The organism is Marinobacter sp. C7 (genome assembly GCF_022343555.1).
In the GTDB taxonomy this organism is placed as follows: Bacteria; Pseudomonadota; Gammaproteobacteria; order Pseudomonadales; family Oleiphilaceae; genus Marinobacter.
Genome location: NZ_JAKQZH010000002.1, coordinates 36,517 through 57,944, shown reverse-complemented (window position 1 = coordinate 57,944; position 21,428 = coordinate 36,517). Strand labels below are relative to the sequence as shown.

23 protein-coding genes are annotated in these 21,428 nt (G+C 59.8%); 12 read left to right on the top strand and 11 right to left on the bottom strand.

Annotation, left to right across the window (positions count from 1 at the left end; translation table 11 throughout):
* Positions 1 to 4 precede the first annotated feature (4 nt).
* Together pilH and pilG are read right to left on the bottom strand one after the other, a co-directional pair.
* On the bottom strand, positions 5 to 367 hold the full coding sequence (pilH, locus tag MD273_RS10215) for a twitching motility response regulator PilH (RefSeq protein WP_239037690.1): 363 nt from the start codon (positions 365 to 367) through the stop codon (positions 5 to 7).
* A 32-nt stretch (positions 368 to 399) separates the two neighbouring features.
* On the bottom strand, positions 400 to 792 hold the full coding sequence (gene pilG / locus MD273_RS10210) for a twitching motility response regulator PilG (protein ID WP_008175635.1): 393 nt from the start codon (positions 790 to 792) through the stop codon (positions 400 to 402).
* A gap of 297 nt (positions 793 to 1,089) precedes the next feature.
* On the opposite strand from pilG, the gene gshB reads away from it, so the two are divergent.
* From gshB to MD273_RS10170, 8 genes are all read left to right on the top strand, one after another.
* The gene (gshB, locus tag MD273_RS10205; protein WP_239037689.1) at positions 1,090 to 2,043 is read left to right on the top strand and encodes a glutathione synthase; all 954 of its coding nucleotides are present in this window, start codon (positions 1,090 to 1,092) and stop codon (positions 2,041 to 2,043) included.
* A gap of 52 nt (positions 2,044 to 2,095) precedes the next feature.
* The gene (locus tag MD273_RS10200; protein WP_239037688.1) at positions 2,096 to 2,956 is read left to right on the top strand and encodes an energy transducer TonB; all 861 of its coding nucleotides are present in this window, start codon (positions 2,096 to 2,098) and stop codon (positions 2,954 to 2,956) included.
* Positions 2,953 to 3,519 carry a YqgE/AlgH family protein gene (locus MD273_RS10195; RefSeq protein ID WP_239037687.1) on the top strand — a complete coding sequence of 189 codons (567 nt, stop codon included), beginning with the start codon at positions 2,953 to 2,955 and terminating at the stop codon, positions 3,517 to 3,519. The genes MD273_RS10200 and MD273_RS10195 overlap by 4 nt, the downstream gene beginning before the upstream one ends.
* Positions 3,512 to 3,952, top strand: a complete 441-nt coding sequence (gene ruvX, locus MD273_RS10190; protein WP_239037686.1) for a Holliday junction resolvase RuvX — start codon at positions 3,512 to 3,514, stop codon at positions 3,950 to 3,952. Before MD273_RS10195 ends, ruvX begins: the two co-directional genes overlap by 8 nt.
* A gap of 35 nt (positions 3,953 to 3,987) precedes the next feature.
* Complete coding sequence (gene pyrR, locus MD273_RS10185) at positions 3,988 to 4,497, top strand: bifunctional pyr operon transcriptional regulator/uracil phosphoribosyltransferase PyrR (protein ID WP_239037685.1); 510 nt, start codon at positions 3,988 to 3,990, stop codon at positions 4,495 to 4,497.
* A 39-nt stretch (positions 4,498 to 4,536) separates the two neighbouring features.
* Positions 4,537 to 5,550 (top strand): aspartate carbamoyltransferase catalytic subunit, encoded by a 1,014-nt coding sequence (locus MD273_RS10180; protein WP_239037684.1) that lies wholly within the window; start codon positions 4,537 to 4,539, stop codon positions 5,548 to 5,550.
* Entirely contained in the window at positions 5,547 to 6,854 is a 1,308-nt protein-coding gene (locus MD273_RS10175) for a dihydroorotase (RefSeq protein WP_239037683.1), read from the top strand. The genes MD273_RS10180 and MD273_RS10175 overlap by 4 nt, the downstream gene beginning before the upstream one ends.
* Before the next feature lie 200 nt (positions 6,855 to 7,054).
* Positions 7,055 to 8,086 (top strand): putative solute-binding protein, encoded by a 1,032-nt coding sequence (locus MD273_RS10170; protein WP_239037682.1) that lies wholly within the window; start codon positions 7,055 to 7,057, stop codon positions 8,084 to 8,086.
* Positions 8,087 to 8,119: 33 nt separating this feature from the next.
* Here the strand turns inward: MD273_RS10170 and MD273_RS10165 are convergent, their stop codons facing one another.
* The gene (locus tag MD273_RS10165; protein ID WP_239037681.1) at positions 8,120 to 8,392 is read right to left on the bottom strand and encodes an HU family DNA-binding protein; all 273 of its coding nucleotides are present in this window, start codon (positions 8,390 to 8,392) and stop codon (positions 8,120 to 8,122) included.
* A 227-nt stretch (positions 8,393 to 8,619) separates the two neighbouring features.
* On the opposite strand from MD273_RS10165, the gene MD273_RS10160 reads away from it, so the two are divergent.
* The gene (locus tag MD273_RS10160) at positions 8,620 to 9,693 is read left to right on the top strand and encodes a hypothetical protein (protein ID WP_502846052.1); all 1,074 of its coding nucleotides are present in this window, start codon (positions 8,620 to 8,622) and stop codon (positions 9,691 to 9,693) included.
* Positions 9,694 to 9,719: 26 nt separating this feature from the next.
* A complete protein-coding gene (locus MD273_RS10155; protein WP_239037680.1) occupies positions 9,720 to 11,780 on the top strand; it encodes a TRAP transporter large permease subunit in 2,061 nt (686 codons plus the stop codon).
* A 171-nt stretch (positions 11,781 to 11,951) separates the two neighbouring features.
* On the opposite strand, the gene MD273_RS10150 is transcribed toward MD273_RS10155, so the two are convergent.
* The 6 genes from MD273_RS10150 to mutM form a co-directional block, all read right to left on the bottom strand.
* Positions 11,952 to 13,487: a phosphoenolpyruvate carboxykinase gene (locus MD273_RS10150; RefSeq protein ID WP_239037679.1), complete on the bottom strand. Its 1,536-nt coding sequence runs from the start codon at positions 13,485 to 13,487 to the stop codon at positions 11,952 to 11,954.
* 173 nt (positions 13,488 to 13,660) lie between these two features.
* Positions 13,661 to 14,515 carry an Hsp33 family molecular chaperone HslO gene (gene hslO / locus MD273_RS10145; protein ID WP_239037678.1) on the bottom strand — a complete coding sequence of 285 codons (855 nt, stop codon included), beginning with the start codon at positions 14,513 to 14,515 and terminating at the stop codon, positions 13,661 to 13,663.
* A 66-nt stretch (positions 14,516 to 14,581) separates the two neighbouring features.
* Positions 14,582 to 14,989, bottom strand: a complete 408-nt coding sequence (hslR, locus tag MD273_RS10140; protein WP_239037677.1) for a ribosome-associated heat shock protein Hsp15 — start codon at positions 14,987 to 14,989, stop codon at positions 14,582 to 14,584.
* Positions 14,990 to 15,030: 41 nt separating this feature from the next.
* Positions 15,031 to 15,720: a GMP/IMP nucleotidase gene (gene yrfG / locus MD273_RS10135; protein ID WP_239037676.1), complete on the bottom strand. Its 690-nt coding sequence runs from the start codon at positions 15,718 to 15,720 to the stop codon at positions 15,031 to 15,033.
* Between the two features lie 84 nt (positions 15,721 to 15,804).
* On the bottom strand, positions 15,805 to 16,137 hold the full coding sequence (locus MD273_RS10130; RefSeq protein WP_239037675.1) for a hypothetical protein: 333 nt from the start codon (positions 16,135 to 16,137) through the stop codon (positions 15,805 to 15,807).
* Between the two features lie 182 nt (positions 16,138 to 16,319).
* Positions 16,320 to 17,132, bottom strand: coding sequence for a bifunctional DNA-formamidopyrimidine glycosylase/DNA-(apurinic or apyrimidinic site) lyase (gene mutM / locus MD273_RS10125; RefSeq protein WP_239037674.1), 813 nt, complete (start codon positions 17,130 to 17,132; stop codon positions 16,320 to 16,322).
* 217 nt (positions 17,133 to 17,349) lie between these two features.
* Here mutM and MD273_RS10120 point away from each other — a divergent pair, with 217 nt between their 5' ends.
* Complete coding sequence (locus MD273_RS10120; RefSeq protein WP_239037673.1) at positions 17,350 to 18,525, top strand: DesA family fatty acid desaturase; 1,176 nt, start codon at positions 17,350 to 17,352, stop codon at positions 18,523 to 18,525.
* Positions 18,526 to 18,619: 94 nt separating this feature from the next.
* Here MD273_RS10120 and MD273_RS10115 read toward each other — a convergent pair whose 3' ends face one another.
* On the bottom strand, positions 18,620 to 19,273 hold the full coding sequence (locus MD273_RS10115; RefSeq protein WP_239037672.1) for a peroxiredoxin: 654 nt from the start codon (positions 19,271 to 19,273) through the stop codon (positions 18,620 to 18,622).
* Between the two features lie 145 nt (positions 19,274 to 19,418).
* Entirely contained in the window at positions 19,419 to 20,783 is a 1,365-nt protein-coding gene (locus MD273_RS10110) for an alanine/glycine:cation symporter family protein (protein ID WP_239037671.1), read from the bottom strand.
* Between the two features lie 203 nt (positions 20,784 to 20,986).
* Between MD273_RS10110 and MD273_RS10105 the strand changes: the two genes are divergently transcribed.
* The gene (locus MD273_RS10105; protein WP_239037670.1) at positions 20,987 to 21,421 is read left to right on the top strand and encodes a CBS domain-containing protein; all 435 of its coding nucleotides are present in this window, start codon (positions 20,987 to 20,989) and stop codon (positions 21,419 to 21,421) included.
* The last annotated feature ends 7 nt before the right edge of the window (positions 21,422 to 21,428 follow it).

Genomic DNA, 21,428 nt, shown 5'->3' with positions numbered 1-21,428 from the left:
AGGGTCAGGCGATCAGGCTGTTGATGGTCTTGATCAGGTCGTCTTCGTTCACCGGCTTCACCAGGTAACCCTTGGCGCCCTGGCGAGTGCCCCAAACGCGGTCGGTTTCCTGATCCTTGGTGGTGACGATGACGACCGGGATGGAGGCAGTCTCGGGTGCGCGGGTCAGCTGGCGAGTTGCCTGAAAGCCGTTCAGGCCGGGCATTACAACGTCCATCAGCACCAGGTCCGGCGTTTCGGCGCGGGCCTTGGCAACACCATCCGCGCCGTTGTCGGCGGTCAGGACATCATGCTTGTGCTTTTCCAGGATGGTGGAGATCTTCTTCACCTCGGTGGGGGAGTCATCAACAATCAGAATGCGGGCCATGGTTTCCTCGATGGTTCTTGATTTCAGCAGGTTTACTGTTCCGCCTGCGGAACGTACTGGCGGATGGTGTTGAGTAGCTCGTCCTTGCTGAACGGTTTGGTCAGATACTGGTCAGAGCCTACGATGCGCCCTTTCGCTTTATCGAACAGACCGTCCTTGCTGGAGAGCATGATAACCGGCGTCTTTTTGAAAGAGGAATTGTTCTTGATCAGTGCGCAGGTCTGGTAGCCATCCAGACGGGGCATCATGATATCCACGAAAATGATGTCCGGCTGGGAATCGGCAATCTTGGCCAGAGCGTCAAAGCCGTCAGTCGCCGTGATGACTTCACAGCCGACCTTCTTGAGGAGGGTTTCTGCGGTGCGACGAATCGTTTTGCTGTCGTCGATCACCATAATCTTCAGATTCTCGAAGTTGTCATCCATTGTCCAACTGCCTTGCGCTCAGCGACTATCTTTATTTTGGAACGGGGGGTTTTAACACAAACCTCAAGGTTCTTCTATAAACCCCGCTCAGTTATAGAATATCGATGGCCATATAAAAAGTATTAGTTTGTGACTAAATGTACTTCTGCCCGCACAGTCACGTATCCCCTGAGGATATCTCCGGATGCATTCGTGGTTCGGGTACAATACCATCTGACGTCTCAGCATAGCACTTAACGCCCGGTCCGCTCTGCTGACCGGTTCGTGTTTTTACTTCCCAGGAGCTGAAGAGACACTATGACAGTCCGACTCGGGATCGTGATGGATCCCATTGAAAACATCACATTCAAGAAAGACAGTTCGCTCGCCATGTTGCTCGCCGCGCAGAAGCGGGGCTGGCAGATCGAATACATGGAGTTGCCGGACATGTACCTCGACGGTGGCAGGGCGATGGCCCATACCCGGGATCTGACTGTGCACATGGATCCGGAAAACTGGTTCAGTTTCGGCGGCGGCCGTGACCGGGCCCTGGGCGATCTGGACGTGATCCTGATGCGCAAGGACCCCCCGGTGGACAGGGAATTCCTGATGGCCACCTACATCCTGGAGTCGGCAGAGCTGCAGGGAGCCCTGGTAGTGAATCCGGCGGCCACGTTGAGGGACTGTAACGAAAAGCTCTTTGCAACCCAGTTCGAGGATCTCACGCCACCGTTGCTGGTCAGTCGCTCGGCGCACCGGTTCCGCGAGTTCTATGCCGAACACGGTGATATCATCATGAAGCCGGTTGACGGCATGGGTGGTCACTCGATCTTCCGGGTGCGGGAGAATGATTTCAACCTGGGGGTGATTATCGAGACGCTGACCAATTATGGTACTCACCAGGCCATGGCCCAGAAGTACATTCCCGAGATCACCGATGGCGATAAACGGATCCTGCTGATCGAAGGCGAGCCGGTGCCCTATGCTCTTGCTCGGATCCCTTCCCAGGGCGAGAATCGCGGCAACCTGGCTGCCGGTGGCCGGGGCGAAGGGCGGGAACTGACCGACCGTGACCGGGAAATCTGTGCCCGTGTCGCGCCGGCGATCAAGGAGAAGGGCCTGATGTTTGTCGGCCTGGACGTGATCGGCGACTATCTCACCGAAATCAATGTAACCAGCCCCACCTGCATCCGGGAACTGGATGCGGCTTACGGAATCGATATCGGCAGCATGCTGATGGATGCCGTTGAAAAGCGTCTGAAGCAGGCGTAACCGAAAGAGCAGGGCGAGTAGTGCAGGACCAACGACAGGATCAGGAACAGGAATGGCAGTTCAGGTAAGTGATTTTGACCGGTTTTCCTTCACCCTGTTCATGGCGTTGGCCGTGCACGCGATTATTGTGCTGGGGATCTCCTTCGCGCCGGAGCCGCCGCGCTCGTCGGCGCAGACCATGGAAATCACCCTGTCCCAGTTCGATGACGAGAAGGCCCCGGAGAAGGCCGATTTCCTGGCCCAGACCAGTCAGCAGGGCAGTGGCACCGAAGACGAGCCCCGGGAAATGACCACACCCCAGCCGGCCGAGGTCAGCCAGCCGGAGCCGGCACAGGTGCAGCCGGAGCCCCCGTCCCAGCCAGAACCGGTGAAGCAGCAGGAACAGACGGTGGTTCAGACTACCGCGCCCTCCAGTCGCAAGGTGGCCGAGCCCGAGGACAGGGCCGAGCCGGAACCGCAGCCGGTGCGCAAGAAGAAAAGCCTGATGGAGCGCAGCCTGGAAATCGCCAGCCTGGAGGCGCGGTTTGATGCCCAGCAGCAGGCCTACGCGCGCAAGCCGCGGGTTATGCGGGTCACCTCTGCCTCCACCCTGAAGTCCACCAACGCCTGGTATGTCCAGAACTGGATCAGCAAGGTTACCCGGGTCGGTAATATCAATTATCCGACCGAAGCGCGGCGTGCGGGCATCTATGGCACGCTCAGGATGCTGGTATCCCTCAAGAAAGATGGCACAATCAAGGAAGTGGCTATCCTGCAATCTTCGGGCAGCCGGGTCCTGGACGACGCCGCCATCCGGATCGTACGCATGGCGTCTCCGTTCGCCCCGTTCCCGGAAGACATGCGCGAGGAAGTGGATGAGCTGGAAATCATACGAACCTGGTCTTTCCAACGGCGGGGGCTGACATCCGGATGACCGCAACCAGGAAATCTCCCAACAGTCTGCAGCACCACTTTCTCGTGGCGTCGCCCTGGCTGGCCGACCCCCGTTTCCACGGCGGTGTGATCTACATCTGCGAGCATTCCGATGAAGGTGCCCTCGGGCTGATGATCAATCACCCCCTGGACATCCATCTCGGAGAGATCCTGGAGCAGCTGGACATGCATGGTTCGGAGCTGGACCTCCCGGTATACAGTGGTGGCCCGGTCCAGCCCGAGCGTGGCTTCGTCCTGCACAGTCCCGGTACCACCTGGCAGAATACCGCCCAGGTGGCCGGGGACGTCCTGCTCACCACCTCCCGGGATATCCTGGCCGGTATCGGCCGCGGCGATGGCCCGCAAGAGTTCCTGGTGGCGCTGGGCTACTCCGGCTGGGGCGAGGGCCAGCTGGAAGAGGAGCTGGGTAGCAACTCCTGGCTGACCTGTCCGGCCAGTACCGATATTCTGTTCCGGACCCCGGCCCAGGACCGCTACCACGCCGTTCTGAGGCTGATCGGCATCGACCTGAACCAGTTGACCGAGTTTGGTGGCCATGCCTGAAGCGGGCAATCGCCGGGTCATGGCGTTCGATTTCGGTACCCGCCGGATTGGTGTGGCAACGGGCCAGGAGCTGCTGGGCACCGGCGAACCGCTGGCGATGATTCCCGCCCGCGATGGTATTCCGGATTGGTCGGAGGTGGAAAAGCTGCTGGAGGAGTGGCGACCGGACCTGGTACTGGTCGGTCTGCCCCTGAACATGGACGACACCGAGAACGAGATGTGTGCCCGGGCCCGAAAGTTCGGCAACCGTATCCATGGCCGATTCCATTACCCGGTGGAGATGGTGGACGAACGCCTCACCAGTTTCGAGGCCAAGGGTGACGTCATGGCCCGCGGTGGCAGCCGGGATTTCGGCCGTCACGGTGTCGACGACCGCGCCGCGGTACTGATTCTGGAAACCTGGTTCCGGGAACAGGATAATAGCGCCGGCTGACCTTTCCGGCTGACCTGAAATACAGTGAGGACCTGATGACCGCACAGCTTGATATCAACCAGCTGCTGGATGAGCTGGAAACGGGACTGCGCCGGATTCTGGAGGAGCGCGGCGTAACCGAGCCGGCGATAATCGGTATCCGGACCGGCGGCGTCTGGCTGGCGGATGTGCTCAGCAAGCGCCTGGGCATCGATCAGGCCTTCGGGGAGCTGGATATCTCCTTTTACCGGGATGACTTCAGCCGTATCGGGCTGAATCCGAAGGTGAAGCCTTCCAGTCTGCCCTTTGACACCGAGGGCCGGGATATCATCCTCATCGATGACGTCATCATGAGTGGCCGGACCATTCGTGCCGCCATGAACGAAATTTTCGACTACGGTCGTCCCGCCAGTATCATACTGGCCACCCTGATTGATCTCGGAGCAAGGGAATTGCCGATCCAGCCGGATGTGGCCGGGCGGGTACTCTCCCTCGCCGCCCATCAACGGGTCAAACTCCGGGGCCCTGACCCCCTGCGCATTGAACTACAGGAAACCGGGCAGTAACCAGCAATTCCATTCGGCAACACAGAAAACAGGCGACCCATGACCGCACACGACCCTTCCCCGCACCACTTGCAGCTGACCCGGGATGGTCAGTTGCGGCATTTCCTTACCCTGGACGGCCTGGACCGTGACTTGCTCACCGACATTCTGGATACCGCCGACTCTTTCATCGAAGTGGGGGAGCGAACCATCAAGAAGGTCCCCCTGTTGCGGGGCCGAACGGTGGTCAACCTGTTCTTCGAATCCAGTACCCGTACCCGCAGTACTTTCGAGCTTGCCGCCAAGCGCCTGTCTGCCGACGTGCTGAATCTCGATATCAGTACCTCTGCCACCTCCAAGGGCGAGTCCCTGTCTGACACCCTGCTCAACCTTGAGGCCATGGCCAGCGACATGTTTGTGGTAAGGCACTCCCAGAGTGGCGCACCGCATTTCATTGCCGAGAGCGTGACCCCCGGAGTTGCCATTATCAATGCCGGCGACGGTCGTCATGCCCACCCCACCCAGGCGATGCTCGATATGCTGACCATTCGCCAGCACAAGCAGAGGTTTGAGGGCCTGAAAGTGGCCATCGTCGGCGATGTCCTGCACTCACGCGTGGCACGGTCCCAGATTCGCGCGCTTAATGTGCTGGGAGCCGAAGAGGTCCGGGTGATTGCCCCCGGAACCCTGTTGCCGAAGGATGTGGAGAGTCTGGGCTGCACCGTGGAATACGACATGGAGAAAGGCATGAAGGATCTGGATGTGGTGATCATGCTGCGGCTCCAGAAAGAGCGTATGGAAGGGGCGCTGTTGCCCAGCGAGCGCGAGTTCTACCGTCTTTACGGACTTAACCGCGAGAAGCTGGCGCTGGCTCATCCGGAATGCATCGTGATGCATCCCGGCCCGATCAACCGGGGCGTGGAAATCGAATCGGCGGTGGCGGATGGTCCGCAATCGGTGATTCTCAATCAGGTGACCAACGGCATCGCCATCCGGATGGCGGTCATGTCCATGGCCATGGGAGGTCAGGTGGCGGAGCGGCAACGGCAGCAGGCAAAGGGGGCAAAGGCATGAGTCATACCAGTAACCAGTCCTCGACGTTGCTACTGATCACCGGAGGTCGCCTGGTCGATGGTCAGGGCGGGGAGGCCGACAACGATGCACTGCTGATCCGGGATGGCCGGATTGCAGCCACCGGCAGCCAGGCCCGCAGTGCCGATGTCGATGACACCATCAACGCCGACGGTTGGGTGATCGCCCCGGGCTTTGTCGACCTCTGCTGCAACCTGCGCGAGCCGGGCAATGGCCAGAAAGGAAACATTGCCTCCGAAACCCGGGCGGCAGCCCACGGTGGCTTCACCACGGTTTGCGCCTCACCGGAAACCTCGCCGGTCAATGATTCCGGAGCCGTGACACACCTGATCCGGGATGTGGCCGCCAGCCGTTCGCCGATTCGGGTCCTGCCAATCGGTGCCATCACCCGGGGACTCGAGGGCGATCTGCTCAGTGACATGGCGGGTCTCAGGAACGCCGGCTGCGTTGCTGTCGGTAACGGTTCCCGCGGCGTACGCAATGCCCGTATCCTGCGCCGTTGCATGGCCTATGCCCAGACTTTCGGTCTGACCGTGATGTTCAGCCCGGAGAACCAGGCCCTGGCAGCCGACGGTTATGCCCATGACGGCCTGGTGACGTCGCGCCTGGGTCTTCTGGGGATTCCCGAAGTGGCGGAAACCGCGGCGGTCATGGAGATGCTGTTACTGGCCGAAGAGACCGGTGTCCGTCTGCACCTGAGCCAGCTGTCCTGTGCCCGCAGCGTCGAAATGCTGGCGGAAGCGCAGCAGCGGGGTATCAAGGTCACTGCCGACGTTGCCATTCACCAGCTGCTGTTTACCGAGGATGCTCTGGCCGGCTTCGACAGCCGCTTCCATGTGCGCCCGCCGTTGCGTTCCGAAAGTGACCGGAGAGCGCTGGTTGCCGGTGTCAGGGAGGGCGTCATCGCTGCGATTGTCAGCCAGCACCAGCCCCATGATACGGCGGCCAAACAGGCTCCGCTCGCCGCCACCGAGCCGGGTCTGTCCACCATCGAAAGCGTGCTCTCGCTCGGACTGGAGCTGGTTGATCGGGACGAGCTGTCGTTGACCGATCTGGTCAGGGCCCTGACCTCCGGACCGGCATCCGTCATCGGCCGGACCTCGGGGCTGGCCGAGGGGGATATGGCAGATCTTTGCCTGTTTGACCCGACCGGGACCTGGGTCGCCGACGACCGCACACTGGTCTCGGCCGGGCGCCATGCGCCGGTCACCGGCCGTGAACTGACCGGTGTGGTCCGGATGACTCTGGTCGAGGGCCGGAAAGCCTGGGACGCCCTGCAGGCCTGAGTGCGGAAATGCGGCAGAGGTCCTATGACCTCTGTCGACACCATCACAGAATCCCCCCCTCTTGCTGAAAAGACCTTGATGGCAGGCACCTGTGCCAACGTATTCTTGTATCGGTCGACCTAAGGTCGCTCAAGGACATCGTGGCAACCCCGGCACCCGGACGTGCCGGCGCCCGACAATAATAAATCAGGAGTCATCCCGTGAAATCAGCAAACTTCCCGCAACGGGTGGCCGTCGCTGCCACCCTGTGTGCCTCGCTGTTGTTCCCCGCGCTGGGCCATGCCCAGGATCAGGCGCCGAAGGAGATCCTCGAACGCAGCTTCTGCGTCTTTGATCCGGTGGGGGCCAACGGCCCTCTGTTTGCCATCACCAAAACTTTTCAGCCGGTTGCCCTGAAACGGGGGATCAAACTGGACCTTCGGGCCTATACCGACGAGAAAGTTGCGGCCGAGGACTTCAAGGCAGGCCAGTGCGATGCCGTCCTGCTGACCGGCACCCGTGCCCGGGAGTTCAACAGGTTCACCGGAAGTCTCGAGGCCATGGGGGCGGTGCCGGGTGAGGAGGAAATGCGTCTGTTGTACAACACCCTGAGCCAGCCCAAGGCCCGCCCGTTCCTGGTGAACGGACCCTATGAAGTGGCGGGTGTGTTCCCGGCCGGTGCGATTTACCTTTTCACCCGCGATCGCAGCATCGACTCGGTCGAGAAGCTGCAGGGAAAACGCATTGCAACCCTGGATTATGACGAGGCATCGGTACGCATGGTACGGCATGTCGGGGCGTCCGTGGTGGGCTCCAATGCGGCCAATTTTGCTGGCAAATTCAACAATGGCAGTGTCGATCTGGCCTATGCGCCGGCGGTGGCCTACCAACCCCTGGAGCTGTACAAGGGCGTCAATCCCGACGGTGCCGTGGTCAAGTACGCCATCGGTTATATGAATTTCCAGGTGATCATCCACCGGGACCGGTTCCCGGATGATGCCGGCCAGATGGTGCGTGATCAGGCTATCCAGCGCCTCGACGAGGCGTACGAGATCATCGCTGAAGCCGAGGCAGGGATCCCCGGAGATGTGTGGATGTCGCTGCCTCAGGAAGACACTGCCCAATATGACAAGATGCTTCAGAAGGTGCGCCTGTCACTGCTTGAGGATGGTGTCTATGACGAGTGTGCGATCAAGCTGATGAAGGCCATCCGCTGTCGGGTGGATGGTTCACGGGCCGAGTGCGCATCCTGATTGCGAGGGCCCGCAGGGCGGGCCCGCCGCACCTTACTGAACTGCATCCTTGAGGGCTTTGCCTGCTTTGAAACCCACGGTTTTGCTGGCGGGAATCTGGATCGAGGCCCCGGTCTGGGGATTGCGTCCGTTCCGCGCCTCGCGACTGCGGATGTTGAAGGTTCCGAAGCCAATGAGGCTGACATCCTCGCCACGGGCAGCAGCGGCGGATACCTGATGGGTGAAGGCGGCGATGACTTCGCCGGCTTTCTCCCGGGTCATACCGGTGCGTTCGGCGATGGCGGCAGCGAGTTCAGGTTTACGCATGGGAAAGTCCTCTTATTGTCGTTGTCGACAGAAATCTATAGTGGCTCCTGATGGATTGTGCAAACCGGACTCTCCTCTGGCGTCCGGGTTGATACCGCCATTTGCGGCCCCGGTCTCATAAAAATCGGGCGGAGTGCGCCATAATTTCGCCCGGTTACAGTTTGTAACATTTGGGTCGGGCGCGACCCGAACATACAGAACAAGAACACCAGACAGGTATTGAAGCCATGACCGATCTCCGGAACTCCCGTCGTCACTGTCGTCACTCCCGCCGGTCCCCGGGCCGCCTTCGCGGTCTGTTTGCCGCTGCACTGACCGGCACGCTGCTGAGTGGTTGTGGCGTGGTCAACCACATGATGTACAAGACCACCGGGGATGTCATGCAAGGGTTTTCCCGCAACCACACAGTGCCCTACCTGATGCAGTCCCAGGATCTGGCCATGGGATGCGCCATGAGCGAGGCCACTGCGCCCCTGCTGATGTCGTTTGGCCGGGTTACCGATGAACCGGATCAGCTTGCTGTCATGCTGTACCTGTCCGCCGGTGGCTGCGCCGAGGAGCAGGCTCGCGAGTACGAACTGGATGGACTGGCGGCCCTTAAGGGATTGAAGGCGGAGGAGGCCGAGGACGCCATGATTCGCCAGAAACGCGCCTATGTTCTGGCGTCCGAGCGCTACTTCCGGGCATGGCAGCACCACAATGCCCACTATGGGGAAGTGGGCACCGGCGAGTGTCCCGCATTTGACGATGACATGGACGAGTTCATCTATCTCGCTGGTCTGCTGTCAGGCCTGCAGGCGCTTAATGCCCAGATCCAGTCGACGTCGTCCATTGGCGTGCCGGCCAACATCGGGTCGGTCGTGGCTCGTGGCACCGGCTGCCTCGACAACGACAAATGGTGGGGAACGCCGATGGCACTGAGGGCAACGGTATGGGCCATGGTTCCCGGAGCCCAACCGCAGGGCGAGGATGCCTTTGAACGCCTGCAGATTGCCGACGAACAGGGTGAAAATGCCGGTGTGCGTCTGCCCCATGTGTTCCATGCCATTGCAGCGATCAACAAGGGCGATCAGCAGCTGCTCAGGGAGGTCATCCGGGAGCACGCCGAATCGCTGGAGGAAGACGCGGCCAATGAGGACTGGCGCTTCGTGGATTCGATGGCTACCAACATGATTGTGGCAATGTCTGATCAGCTTTGGATGGAAAACACCGGTCACCGAACTCCGCTTGGTCAGCTCGGCACCTTCTGGGACGACCGGCAGGAAGCGGTTGAAACCATGGATCTGGACGATCTGCTGTAAACCATCGGTTCCCGGGGTAGTTAGTTATGGCCAAGGCTGGTTTTCGTACCGGACTGGAATGGTTTTCGTCATTGCCGGCATGTTTGCTGCTGCTGGCGGTGGTGCTGTTTTCCACCAGCAGTGATATCCACAACCGGATGCTCCAGACCGGTGAGCAGCTTTGGAGTGGTTATTACAAGCTTCGGATGGACCCGGTGGCTCCGGAGTGCGATCCGGATCGGGACATCGAGGCTGCGGTGGCCGCCGAGATGGCAGAGGAGCCGGCCAGCGACGACCCGATGGCAGCGTTGCTCGGTGAAGCGGAAAAGGACCCGGACGAGGTCCGGCTCGCGATCGAACGATCGATCGCGGACTGCAGGACGGCCCACCTGAACTATCAGAATCTCAGGGATAACCTGACTCCGGGGGTGAAAGCCTACCGCGCCGTTGAGTTGTTTGTTGCCGATGTAATCGCCTTTGGTCTGGAATCGCAGCGTTACATCCTGGTGATACTCGTCATGCTGTGCGCGGTGACCGCCACCCTGACCCGTCATCACATTGCCATGCGGGCCATGGAAACCCGTCTCGATTACACCGTTTCCCACACCCTGCAAACCATTGCCAATGCCATGCTGCTGGGCTCCAGTGTGATCTTCCGGCAGTCCAGTCTCGGCTCGGACACCCTGGTTTCCAGTGAAGAGCTCCTGCTGCACAACCTGTGGATTGCCGGTTTTGCCGCTCTGACGCTGGCCAGTCTCTTCCGGCTGTTCCGGGTGCCGGGGGACCTTCAGGATGGCGGCAACCTGAACAAGGCCTTGCTGGCAGTGCCGCTCTATACCGTGATGTGCCTGATCTCCGGTACCTATTTTGCCCTCATTGGCCATTCCTCGGGGATTGGTATCTACCTCGGCAAAATGATGGAGCTGGCGGATATGTTTCTCAACGTGGGGCTGTATGTCTGGGTAGGGATGATGCTCAAGCAGACCCGGCTGGCCACCCTGGTATTCAATGTGTTCCGGCCCTGGCGGATGCCACCGGAATTGCTGGCGGTCGTTGCCGTACTGGTGGCTGCGGTACCCACCGCCTATACCGGCGCCTCGGGCATTTTCGTTATCGCCGCCGGGGCAGTGATCTACAGCGAACTCCGTGCTGCCGGGGCGAGACGCCAGTTGGCGTTGGCCGCTACTGCCATGTCGGGGTCGCTTGGTGTGGTGCTGCGGCCCTGCCTGCTGGTAGTGGTCATCGCCTATCTGAACCGGGAAGTCACTACCGATGAGCTCTTCGGTTGGGGAATCTGGGTGTTCCTGCTGACGGCCGCCATGTTCACCGTCGTGGCCCTGTCGGTCAACCGCCAGAGCCGATTCGACCTTGCCCCAGCCTCACAGGCGTTCCCGGCGATGATCCAGGCGCTCAGACCACTGGTTCCCTATGTGCTCGTGATGGCGGTGGTGGTCCTGTTCTACCGATTTGCCCTGGATGTAACGATGGATGAATTCTCGGCACCCCGGTTGCTGCCGGTGATCATGCTTGCCATCCTTTTGTACGAGCACGTCAGCCTGAAAAACCGCAAGGGCAGAGCCTCCGGCGAAATCAATCATCAGGGGCTGGAGCGAAGCGTCCGCGGTGCCACCAATGATACAACGGCTGAGATTGGGGCTCTGCTGCTGTTGCTGGGGCTCTCGGTCAGTATTGGTGGTGTGATCGAGCGTTCCCACATCATGCAGAGCTTTCCCCAGGCATTCGACAGTGCCTGGACCGCAATGCTGCTGATGGTGGTGCTGCTGGTTGTTCTGGGTATGATCATGGACGCCTTCGGCGCCGTCATTCTTGTCACCGCCACCGTTGCCGGTATTGCCTACGCCAGTGGCATCCATCCCGTTCATTTCTGGATGGTTACCCTGGTCGCCTTTGAGCTGGGGTATCTGAGTCCGCCGGTGGCACTCAACCACCTGCTCACAAGGCAGGTAGTGGGTGAGGCAGAGGTCACGGCGGCACAGCAGGAAACCGGTACCTTCTATCAGCGTCACGAGCGGATCATCCTGCCGCTGGTTGCCATGGGCATATCCCTGCTGCTGGTGGCCTTTGCGCCGCTGCTGTTCTACGCCTGATCGCCGGGCACAAAAAAAGCGCCATGCGTGTGCAGGGCGCTTTTCGGAGCCGGAGCTTCAAGCCGGGGTCAGATGAAAGCATTCATCTGACCCCTTTTCATTCCGCGAACCCGGAGCTTGAAGTCGGGGTCAGAAAAAGGCTTTCTTCTGACCCCATGTTCACTTCGAACCTCAGCTCAGCTTCGGGCCAGCTTCCACGATGGAGTCGGCCACGTCGAACTTCTTGAAATTGTCGACGAACTGGCCAATCAGTTCCTGGGCCTTGCCGTCGTAATAGTCCGGGCTGACCCAGGTCTTGCGTGGGTTCAGCAGTTCGGTATCGACGCCCGGCACATGCTTGGGAATATCCAGGTTCAGGGCATCCAGATGCTCGGTTTCCACATCGTCCAGGTCACCGTTCTGGATCGCGGCGATGATGGCGCGGGTGGTCGGGATGCTGAAACGGCTGCCTTCACCATAAGGACCGCCGGTCCAGCCGGTGTTGACCAGGAAAACCTTGCTGCCGAACTCGTCCATGCGCTTCATCAACAGCTCGGCGTAGACGCCGGCCGGGCGCGGGAAGAACGGTGCGCCGAAGCAGGTGGAGAAGGTGGACTTCAGCTTGGAGGAAGAGCCCATCTCGGTGGAACCCACCAGTGCAGTGTATCCACTCAGGAAGTGGTAGGCCGCCGCTTCACGGTTCAGAATGGACACGGGCGGCAGGACGCCGGTCATGTCACAGGTCAGGAACACGATGTGCGAAGGCTCGCCGGCACGGTTCTCGATGACACGCTTCTCTACGTGCTCCAGCGGGTAGGCGCACCGGGAGTTTTCGGTCAGGGAAACGTCGGTGTAATCCGGTTCGCGGGTTTCCTCGTCGATTACCACGTTCTCGACGATGGCCCCGAAACGGATGGCGTCCCAGATGATCGGCTCGTTCTTCTGGCTCAGGTCGATGCACTTGGCATAGCAACCGCCCTCGATGTTGAACACGGTGCCGGTGCCCCAGCCGTGCTCGTCGTCACCAATCAGGTAGCGATGCGGGTCGGCGGACAGGGTGGTCTTGCCGGTGCCGGACAGGCCGAAGAACAGACAGGTTTCGCCGGTCTCGCTGACGTTGGCGGAGCAGTGCATCGGCAGCACGTCTTTTTCCGGCAGCAGGAAGTTCTGGACAGAGAACATCGCTTTCTTCATTTCGCCGGCGTAGTGCATGCCCGCCAGCAGTACCTTGCGCTTGGCAAAGTTGATGATCACACAACCGTCGGAGTTGGTGCCGTCACGCTCGGGCACACACTCGAAGTTCGCCGCGTTGAGGATCTGCCATTCCTGCTTGTCGGCCGGGTTGTAGCTGTCCGGGCGGATGAACAGGTTCTGGCCGAACAGGTTCTGCCAGGCGGTCTCGGTTGTCATCTTCACCGGCAGGTAATGCTCGGGATCGGAGCCGACGTGCACGTGGGCGACGAACTGGTCCTTTTCTGCGATATAGGCTTCAACGCGGTCCCAAAGGGCGTCGAACTTGTCAGCGTCGAAGGGACGGTTGATCGGCCCCCACTGGATATCGTCGGCGGTGCTGGGTTCCTCGACGATGAAGCGGTCCATAGGAGACCGGCCTGTACGATCACCGGTTTTGACTACCAGTGAACCGTTACAAGCCAGCTGGCCTTCGTTACGTGCCAGTGCCAGCTCGACCAGTCGTGCTGTACTCAGATCAGTATAAGTGTTGCTCACTTCGACCTCGCCCTCGGGATGTCTTCGTGATTGCTCAGGCCGTCCCCCCAAAATTGACGGAAATCTGAGCAATCGGGTCAATTCAGGCGCGCTATTATGCCAGACGCGCCGGTAAAAAACGACTGCCCTGGAAGCCGCGCCAGCTGGGACTTCCGGGCAAATCAAGTGCGTGCTCAGTGTAACGTATGACCGGTGAAAAGGTGATCAATGTCATTTCTATCGAAACGATAGTGAGCATGACAAAACTGGCAATCCATTTCGATTACGCCCCGTTCATCGAGAATGCTGTAGCACTCTTCCTTGCCAATCGCTTCCAGGGCGCCGAGGGTTCGTTCCCGGGAGCAGCTACAGCGGAAGGCAACCGGTTCCGCATCAAAAAGACGCACCGTTTCCTCGTGGAACAGCCGGTGCAGCAGGGTTTCGCTATCCAGTTCCAGCAGTTCGGCGGCCTCCACGGTGCGCGCCAGATGGTTCACCCGTTCCCACAGGTCATCGTCTTCCTCGGTATGGCCGGGCAGGCGCTGGAGCATCAGGCCCGCGGCGCCGTTCTCGTCGGCGAACAGAAACAGGCTGGTGGCAAGCTGCTCCGAGCGCTCGAAATACTCTTCCAGGCAGCCGGCCAGGCTGTCTTCCTCGCGGGGGACAACACCCTGATAGCGCTGGCCCGTGGCCGGGGTGATGGTAATGGCCATTCGACCCTCGCCGAGCAGTGCCTTGAAATCCTCTTCTCGGATGGAGTGTTCGTCGAACCGGGCCAGACCGCGGATATAACGGTCGTGGCTGCACTCTGCCATCAGGGTGCTGATGGGGCCGTCGCCCTGGGCCTGCAGTGACAGCGTCCCCTCGAACTTCAGGGAGGAACTCATCAGGACACTCGCGACCAATGATTCGCCCAGCAGTTCTCTTACCGAATCGGGGTAGGGGGCCTGGCCACCGATTTCCCGATAGCTTTCGCCCAGCTGGACCCAGGCACCCCGCACCTGGCTGTGCTCGAAGATAAAGCGTTGGAACTGGTCACGGGATGCCATGTGTGTCTCCTGAAAATTGACTGCTGGAATGGGGTAAGGGGTTGGTCGGTCCCGCCCGGGCGGGACTCAGATTCCGTGTTGTTCGCGGAAACGCCGGATATCCCGACGGTCCTTCTTGTTGGGCCGGCGGGCGGGGGGCAGCTGCGCTGCCTGCATGGTCTTGCGCTGCCAGGCAAGCTCCTCGCGACGTTTCACGCTGTCTTCGGTTTCGTGATAGAGCTTTTGGGCTTCGGGTGCGCCCCGGCGACGGTCACTGATGTCATCGATGATTACGATCTTTTCCTGCCAGCCAAGGCGCAGTGTCAGCTTTGCCCCGGTCTCCACGATCTTGCCCGGCTTGGTGCGCTGGCTGTTGTAGTGAACCTTGCCGCCTTCGATGGCTTCCTTGGCCAGGGAGCGCGTCTTGTAGAACCGGGCAGCCCAGAGCCATTTGTCGAGTCGTACCTTCTGGTCGTCAGCGTTGGTCGCCGTCATGTCTCCTCACCTGATGGGCGTATGATCGAATTATAGCCGGCTCACCGGCTGGATGGCAGGGGGTGTCGTTGCCGAAGTGAGGGCAGGACTTCGTCGAAGTGGTGAATGCCAGGAATGTCCGGGTGATGCTCCCGCGCCGGTTGCCGGCTATCGGGCGCGAGGATGGCCAGACACTGGCCGATGCCTGCAGTTCGGGCGCTCTCAAGAACGGGGAAACTGTCGTCCACCATCAGCGTGGCCGGAGCGGAGTAAGAGGTGACGGAATTCAGCTCCTGCCAGAACCGGGGGTCTTCCTTCGGTTTTCCCAGTTCGTGGCTGGAGATTATGGCGTCCACATGACGATCAAGGCCGGTGCGCTCGAGCTTGAGTGCCAGCGGGTCCGGATGGCAGTTGGTAACGATCACGGACTGCAGACCTGCGGATTTGAGCGCCGTCAGGAAGTCGGTGACATGAGGACGGAAACCAATGCGGTCACCCACCTCGGCCTTGAGCCCGGTGATATCGACGGAGAGCCTGTCGCTCCAGTAATCGGTGCAGTACCAGTTAAGGGAGCCGCGCTCGGCCATGATCATCGGAATCAGGGTGTCCCTGGCCTGCTGGGGGTGCAGGTCAAACTGCTCGGCGTAACGCCGGGGCAGGTGCTCGAGCCAGAAGTGATTGTCGAAATGCAGGTCGAGTAGGGTTCCATCCATATCGAGGAACACTGTCTCAACGGAAGACCAGTTCACCATAAACAAAACAGCCTGAAGACATTTTCTTCAGGCTGCCGGAGAACACCGGCCATGACAAGCCGGAAATGTACGGATCTGAGCGGATCAGTTGTCTGTCTGTTCGACCGTTTCCGGCTTCTTGCCAGTGCGGGTGCAGCCCAGGCAGCGCACGAACGTTGCCTTGGCCGGACCAACCACCAGTACCTCTCCAGCTTCTCCGGCGTTGCCGCCAAGCGCCGAGAATGGCAGGGAGACCAGGTACACTGCACTGCCAATGATGGTAGTGGCGAACAGCACCGGGCGGACAAAGAGCGCGTCTCCGGTCATGGCCAGGGCCGAGGGTGTTTCATCGATGGCCTGGGCGTGGCCGACGGATGAAAACGCCATCAGACAAGCTGCCAGTGTGGCCATGATGGTACGGGAAATCTTGCGGGTCATTGTACTGTCTCCTGAACTTTGTCGGCCCTGTAGATGCATGGTTTTGGCAGCATCGCCATCAGGGTCGGACATTTAAAGGACGACCCTATTGTAGACCATGAGCATTAATCCTCTGTTAACTATGAATCATATTTGCGCATTTTCAAACGATTTTTCGTTGCAAAATGTGCGCTTTGGGCAACTCAGCGCTGACATCTCGGACAGTACACTGTGGAGCGGTTGTTCATGCGGATTTCCTTCAGGTCGGCGCCGCATTCCTTGCAGGCCTCGCCGCCGCGACCGTAAACCAGCAGGGACTGCGCGAAGTACCCGGGTTTGCCGTCACTGTTCACGAAGTCCCGCAGGGTCGTGCCGCCCATCAGGATCGCGGCACTGAGTGTTTCCCGGATGGCCTCGGCGAGCCGGTGGTAGCGGTCCAGGCTGATCCGCCCCGCTTTGCGTTTGGGGTGTATGCCGGCTTTGAACAGTGCTTCGTTGGCGTAGATGTTGCCGACCCCCACCACCACGTGGTTGTCCATGATGAACGACTTCACCGGCGTCTGTTTGCCACGGGACAGCTGGAACAGCAGCGGACCGTTGAAGTCCGGGGACAGCGGCTCCGGGCCCAGATTCGCAATCAATGGGTGGCTGGTGGCGGATTCGGTCCACAACCAGCAGCCGAAGCGTCTCGGGTCGTTGAATCGCAGTATCACTCCGGAGGCCAGTATCAGGTCGATATGGTCATGGGGCTGGGGCAGAGAGGTATCGGTAATCACCCGCAAGCTGCCGGACATTCCCAGGTGCACAATCACGGTACCGCCATCGAGGTTGATAAAAAGGTACTTGGCGCGCCGGTCCACGCTGCGGATAACCTGGCCAGTCAGTCGCTCCGCCAGGTCCTCGGGAACCGGCCAGCGCAGCCTGCCATCACGCACCGTGACACCGGTAATGATCTGGCCTTCGCAGTGGGGCGCTATGCCCCGGCGGGTGGTTTCAACTTCGGGTAATTCGGGCACGCGGGTGGTCTCCGGTGGTGTGCAGCGGGCGTTGTTACCAAACAAGGCCGATAAGTGTAATCAGTAACAATTTTCCGGCCAAATTCGGTTGTTGCGGCGAACACCTGTACGCTAGAGTTGTAGCGTTGGTTTGTTTCCCTTCGAGTGTTTGCGAAATACCCTGATGTATCGCCCGCCGAACGGCTGCAAGCCGCCGATCTGATTTTGAGGAAATACTATGTGGTTCAACGGTCTACTTGACCTGTCGGTGCCGCAACTGCTCCTGGTTGCCCTGGCCCTGACGCACGTCACCATCGTGAGCGTGACGCTTTATCTACACCGCCATTCCGCCCATAACTCGCTGGATCTGCATCCGGCACTGGCGCACTTTTTCCGGTTCTGGTTGTGGTTGACCACCGCCCAGAACACCAAGGAGTGGACAGCGATCCATCGTAAGCACCACGCCAAGTGTGAAACCGAGGAGGATCCCCACAGCCCGGTGGTTCTGGGTATCCGGAAGGTGCTTCTGGAAGGCGCAGAGCTATACGCCGAGGCTGCCACCCCGGAGACCCTCCAGCGCTATGGGCAGCGCACTCCGGAAGACTGGGTCGAGCGCACGGTTTATACCCCGCACAAGCACTGGGGCATCATCCTCATGGCCGCAATCAACCTGATGCTGTTCGGAGTGCATGGTATCTGGATCTGGGCCGTACAAATGCTCTGGATCCCGGTCTGGGCGGCCGGTGTGGTCAATGGCATTGGCCATTACCTGGGTTACCGCAATTTCGAGTGCGCGGACAATGCCCGCAACATTTCACCGATCGGCATCCTGATCGGTGGCGAAGAGCTCCACAACAACCACCATACCTACCCGAATTCCTCCAAGCTGTCCCGGCGCTGGTACGAGGTGGACATCGGCTGGGGCTATATCCGCCTGTTCCAGTTGTTCGGCCTGGCCAAACCCAAGGGATACCGTCCCATTGCCCATTACGTGCCGGGTAAACAGGAAGTGGATGTGGAAACGGTGCAGGCCATCGCCAACAACCGGTTCGACATCATGCGCCAATACCGCAAGCGGGTGATGGAACCGGTTCTGCGTCAGCAGAAAGCTCTGATGGATGAAGAGGTGCGTCCCCGTTACCGCAAGCTCAAGCGCCTGCTTTCACGGGAAGTAACGCTGATCAAGCCGCGGGAACAAGAGCATCTGGAGAGCGTGCTGGAGCGGCACGACATTCTCCGTCAGATCTACGAAAAGAGCCACGAACTCCAGGCACTGTGGCGCCAGCGCGGGCTCAAGCCCCAGGAAAAACTGCAGGCACTGATGGACTGGTGCAAGGACGCGGAGGCCAGTGGTATCCGTTACCTGGAAGAGTTTGCGGCGCACCTGCGGGCTTATTCACTGCGTCCGGCGTAAAAAAAGGGGTCAGATGAAAGCGTTCATCTGACCCCATCCTGGCCTCGAACTTCGGGGTCAGAAGAACGTCATCTTCTGACCCCTTCTTCATTGCTCAGTCACCACTCCAGTTGCTCTTCGGATCCGGCGTCATTCGCAGATAGGATTTAACGGCCTTATAGCCCTGCGGGAAGCGCTCCTTGATCTCTTCCTCGTCCTGGAGGGACGGTACGATCACCACGTCGCCACCGCGTTCCCAGTTACCCGGGGTTGCCACCTTGTGCTCGTCGGTCAGCTGCAGGGAATCGATGACCCTCAGCACTTCGTTGAAGTTACGACCGGTCGAGGCGGGGTAGGTGATGATCAGGCGCACCTTCTTGTTCGGATCGATCACGAACAGGGAGCGGACCGTCAGGCTGCTGTCGGCATTCGGATGGATCATGTCGTACAGCTCGGAAACCTTGCGGTCCTCGTCTGCGATGATCGGGAAATTCACCGAGCAGCCCTGGGTTTCCTCGATGTCCTTGACCCATTCCTTGTGGGAAGAGACCGGGTCGACACTCAGGGCAATCGCCTTGACGTTGCGTTTGGCAAATTGGTTTTTCAGCTTCGCGGTCAGACCGAGCTCGGTTGTGCACACCGGCGTGAAGTCGGCCGGATGTGAGAACAGTACGCCCCAGCTGTCGCCGAGCCAGTCGTAGAACCGGATCGTGCCTTCTGTTGACTCCTGTTCGAAGTCCGGTGCGGTATCTCCTAGACGCAAGCTCATAAACTCTCTCCTTTGATCGTCGTTCTGTTTTCTTGAGTGTATACGAGTATTCTGGTGTTGGATGAAATGAATACAAGGGGCCAATGATCCATCTCATCCAATTATCTGTTTATATCGCTATATCAATGCCTTACCCATGTGGCTGTCAGTCCACGCCCAGAGTTTTCTCGCGTGCAAAGTGCTCGCGGGTCAACTTGAACACCACCGGACTGAGCAATAACAGAGCGACGAGGTTGGGCAGCGCCATCATGGCGTTGAGGGTATCGGCCACCAGCCAGACGAGGCCCAGGTTCAGGGTGGCGCCAACGGGAATCGCGATGATCCAGGCAACCCGATAAGGCACAATTGCCTTGACGCCGAACAGGAACTCGACGCTGCGTTCACCATAGAACGACCAGCCCAGAATGGTGGTAAAGGCGAAGACGGCCAGGGCAATGGCGACAATGTAGTTGCCCACGCCGGGCAGCGCATCGGCGAAAGCCAGGGAGGTGAGTTCGGCGCCGGAAACGCCGCCCTTCCAGGCACCGGAAGTGATGATGACCAGGCCGGTTATGGTGCAGATGATGATGGTGTCGATGAAGGTACCGAGCATCGCCACCATGCCCTGGCTGATCGGGTTGCGGGTCTGTGCGGCGGCATGGGCAATGGGTGCTGAGCCAAGTCCGGCCTCATTGGAAAAGATGCCTCGGGCGACACCAAAGCGGATGGCGGCCCAGACCGCGGCGCCGGCAAAGCCACCTTCGGCGGCGATCGGGCTGAAGGCGTGCTTGAATACCAGAGCGATGGCCGCCGGGATATCCGCGGCATTGATGGCAAGCACGACGATACCGGACAGCAGGTAGGAGATGGCCATAAACGGAACCAGGGCACTGGCTACGTGGCCGATCCGGCGAATGCCGCCAATCAGCACCATTCCGACCAGCACCATGAGGATTACGCCGGTTGCCCAGTGCGGCAGGCCGAAACTGGCTTCCATCACATCCGCGACGGAGTTGGCCTGCACCGTGTTACCGATGCCAAAACCGGCAATGGCGGCGAAAATGGCAAACAGCACCCCCAGCCAGGTCCACTTTTTACCCAGGCCGTTACGGATATAGTACATGGGGCCACCGACGTGGTTTCCGCGTTCGTCCACCTCGCGGAAACGCACTGCGAGCACAGCCTCGGAGTATTTCGTAGCCATTCCGACCAGGGCGGTCAGCCACATCCAGAACAGGGCGCCGGGCCCGCCCAGGAAGACAGCCGTTGCTACGCCGGCGATGTTGCCGGTTCCGACGGTTGCCGAGAGCGCGGTCATCAGGGCCTGGAACGGCGGGATTTCGCCTTCGGATTCGGCCCCGGCTGCCTTGCGCCCCTGCCACATGAGTCGAAAGCCGGCGCCCAGTTTCAGCACCGGCATCAGCTTCAGGCCGATGCTGAGGAACAGCCCGACCCCGAGGATCATGACCAGCATGGGAGGACCCCACACCAGACCGTTAACCTGACCGATAAAGTTTTCAATGGCTGACATGGGGATCTCCCTGCGTTTGCCATGGATTGAAAGTAACTGTTTACCCCGATCAGGGGTATAACTGATTGAGTTTAGTCGGTTAATTTTGCCTGTAAACCGTTTTGGCGGAATCGGTTTTCCTTTTGCACGGCAATTGCCTATGTTTAGGGATAGGAGTATTGAATCGGTCTGCAATGGAAAAACGGAAGTGGAGGGATTGGCCCATGCGGTCATTGAAAGTATCGGATGTGATGTGGAACCACATCGAGCCTGTTCGCTGTGGTACTCCGTTGACCAAAGTGGTCAAGGCGCTGCTCAGCAATCACGTCACGGGTTTGCCGGTGGTGGACGAACAGCGGCGCGTACTGGGGTTTGTTTCCGAGCAGGACTGTATTCATTCCCTGCTGGTCAGCAGTTATCACTGTGAGGGTGATCCCATCGTGGATGACGTGATGTTCCGCCAGCCACTGACCATTTCGCCGGAAATGGCGGTGGTGGACCTTGCCCAGAACCTCGGTGCCGGCAAACCGAAAGTGTATCCGGTAGTCGACCATGGCAGGCTGATTGGTATTGTTACTCGTACCGCGATCCTCGCCGAGTTGGCACGAACCGGCTGTGGTATGGAATTGCCGAAATACGCCAGTGCGGACGAGGACTGACTTCACC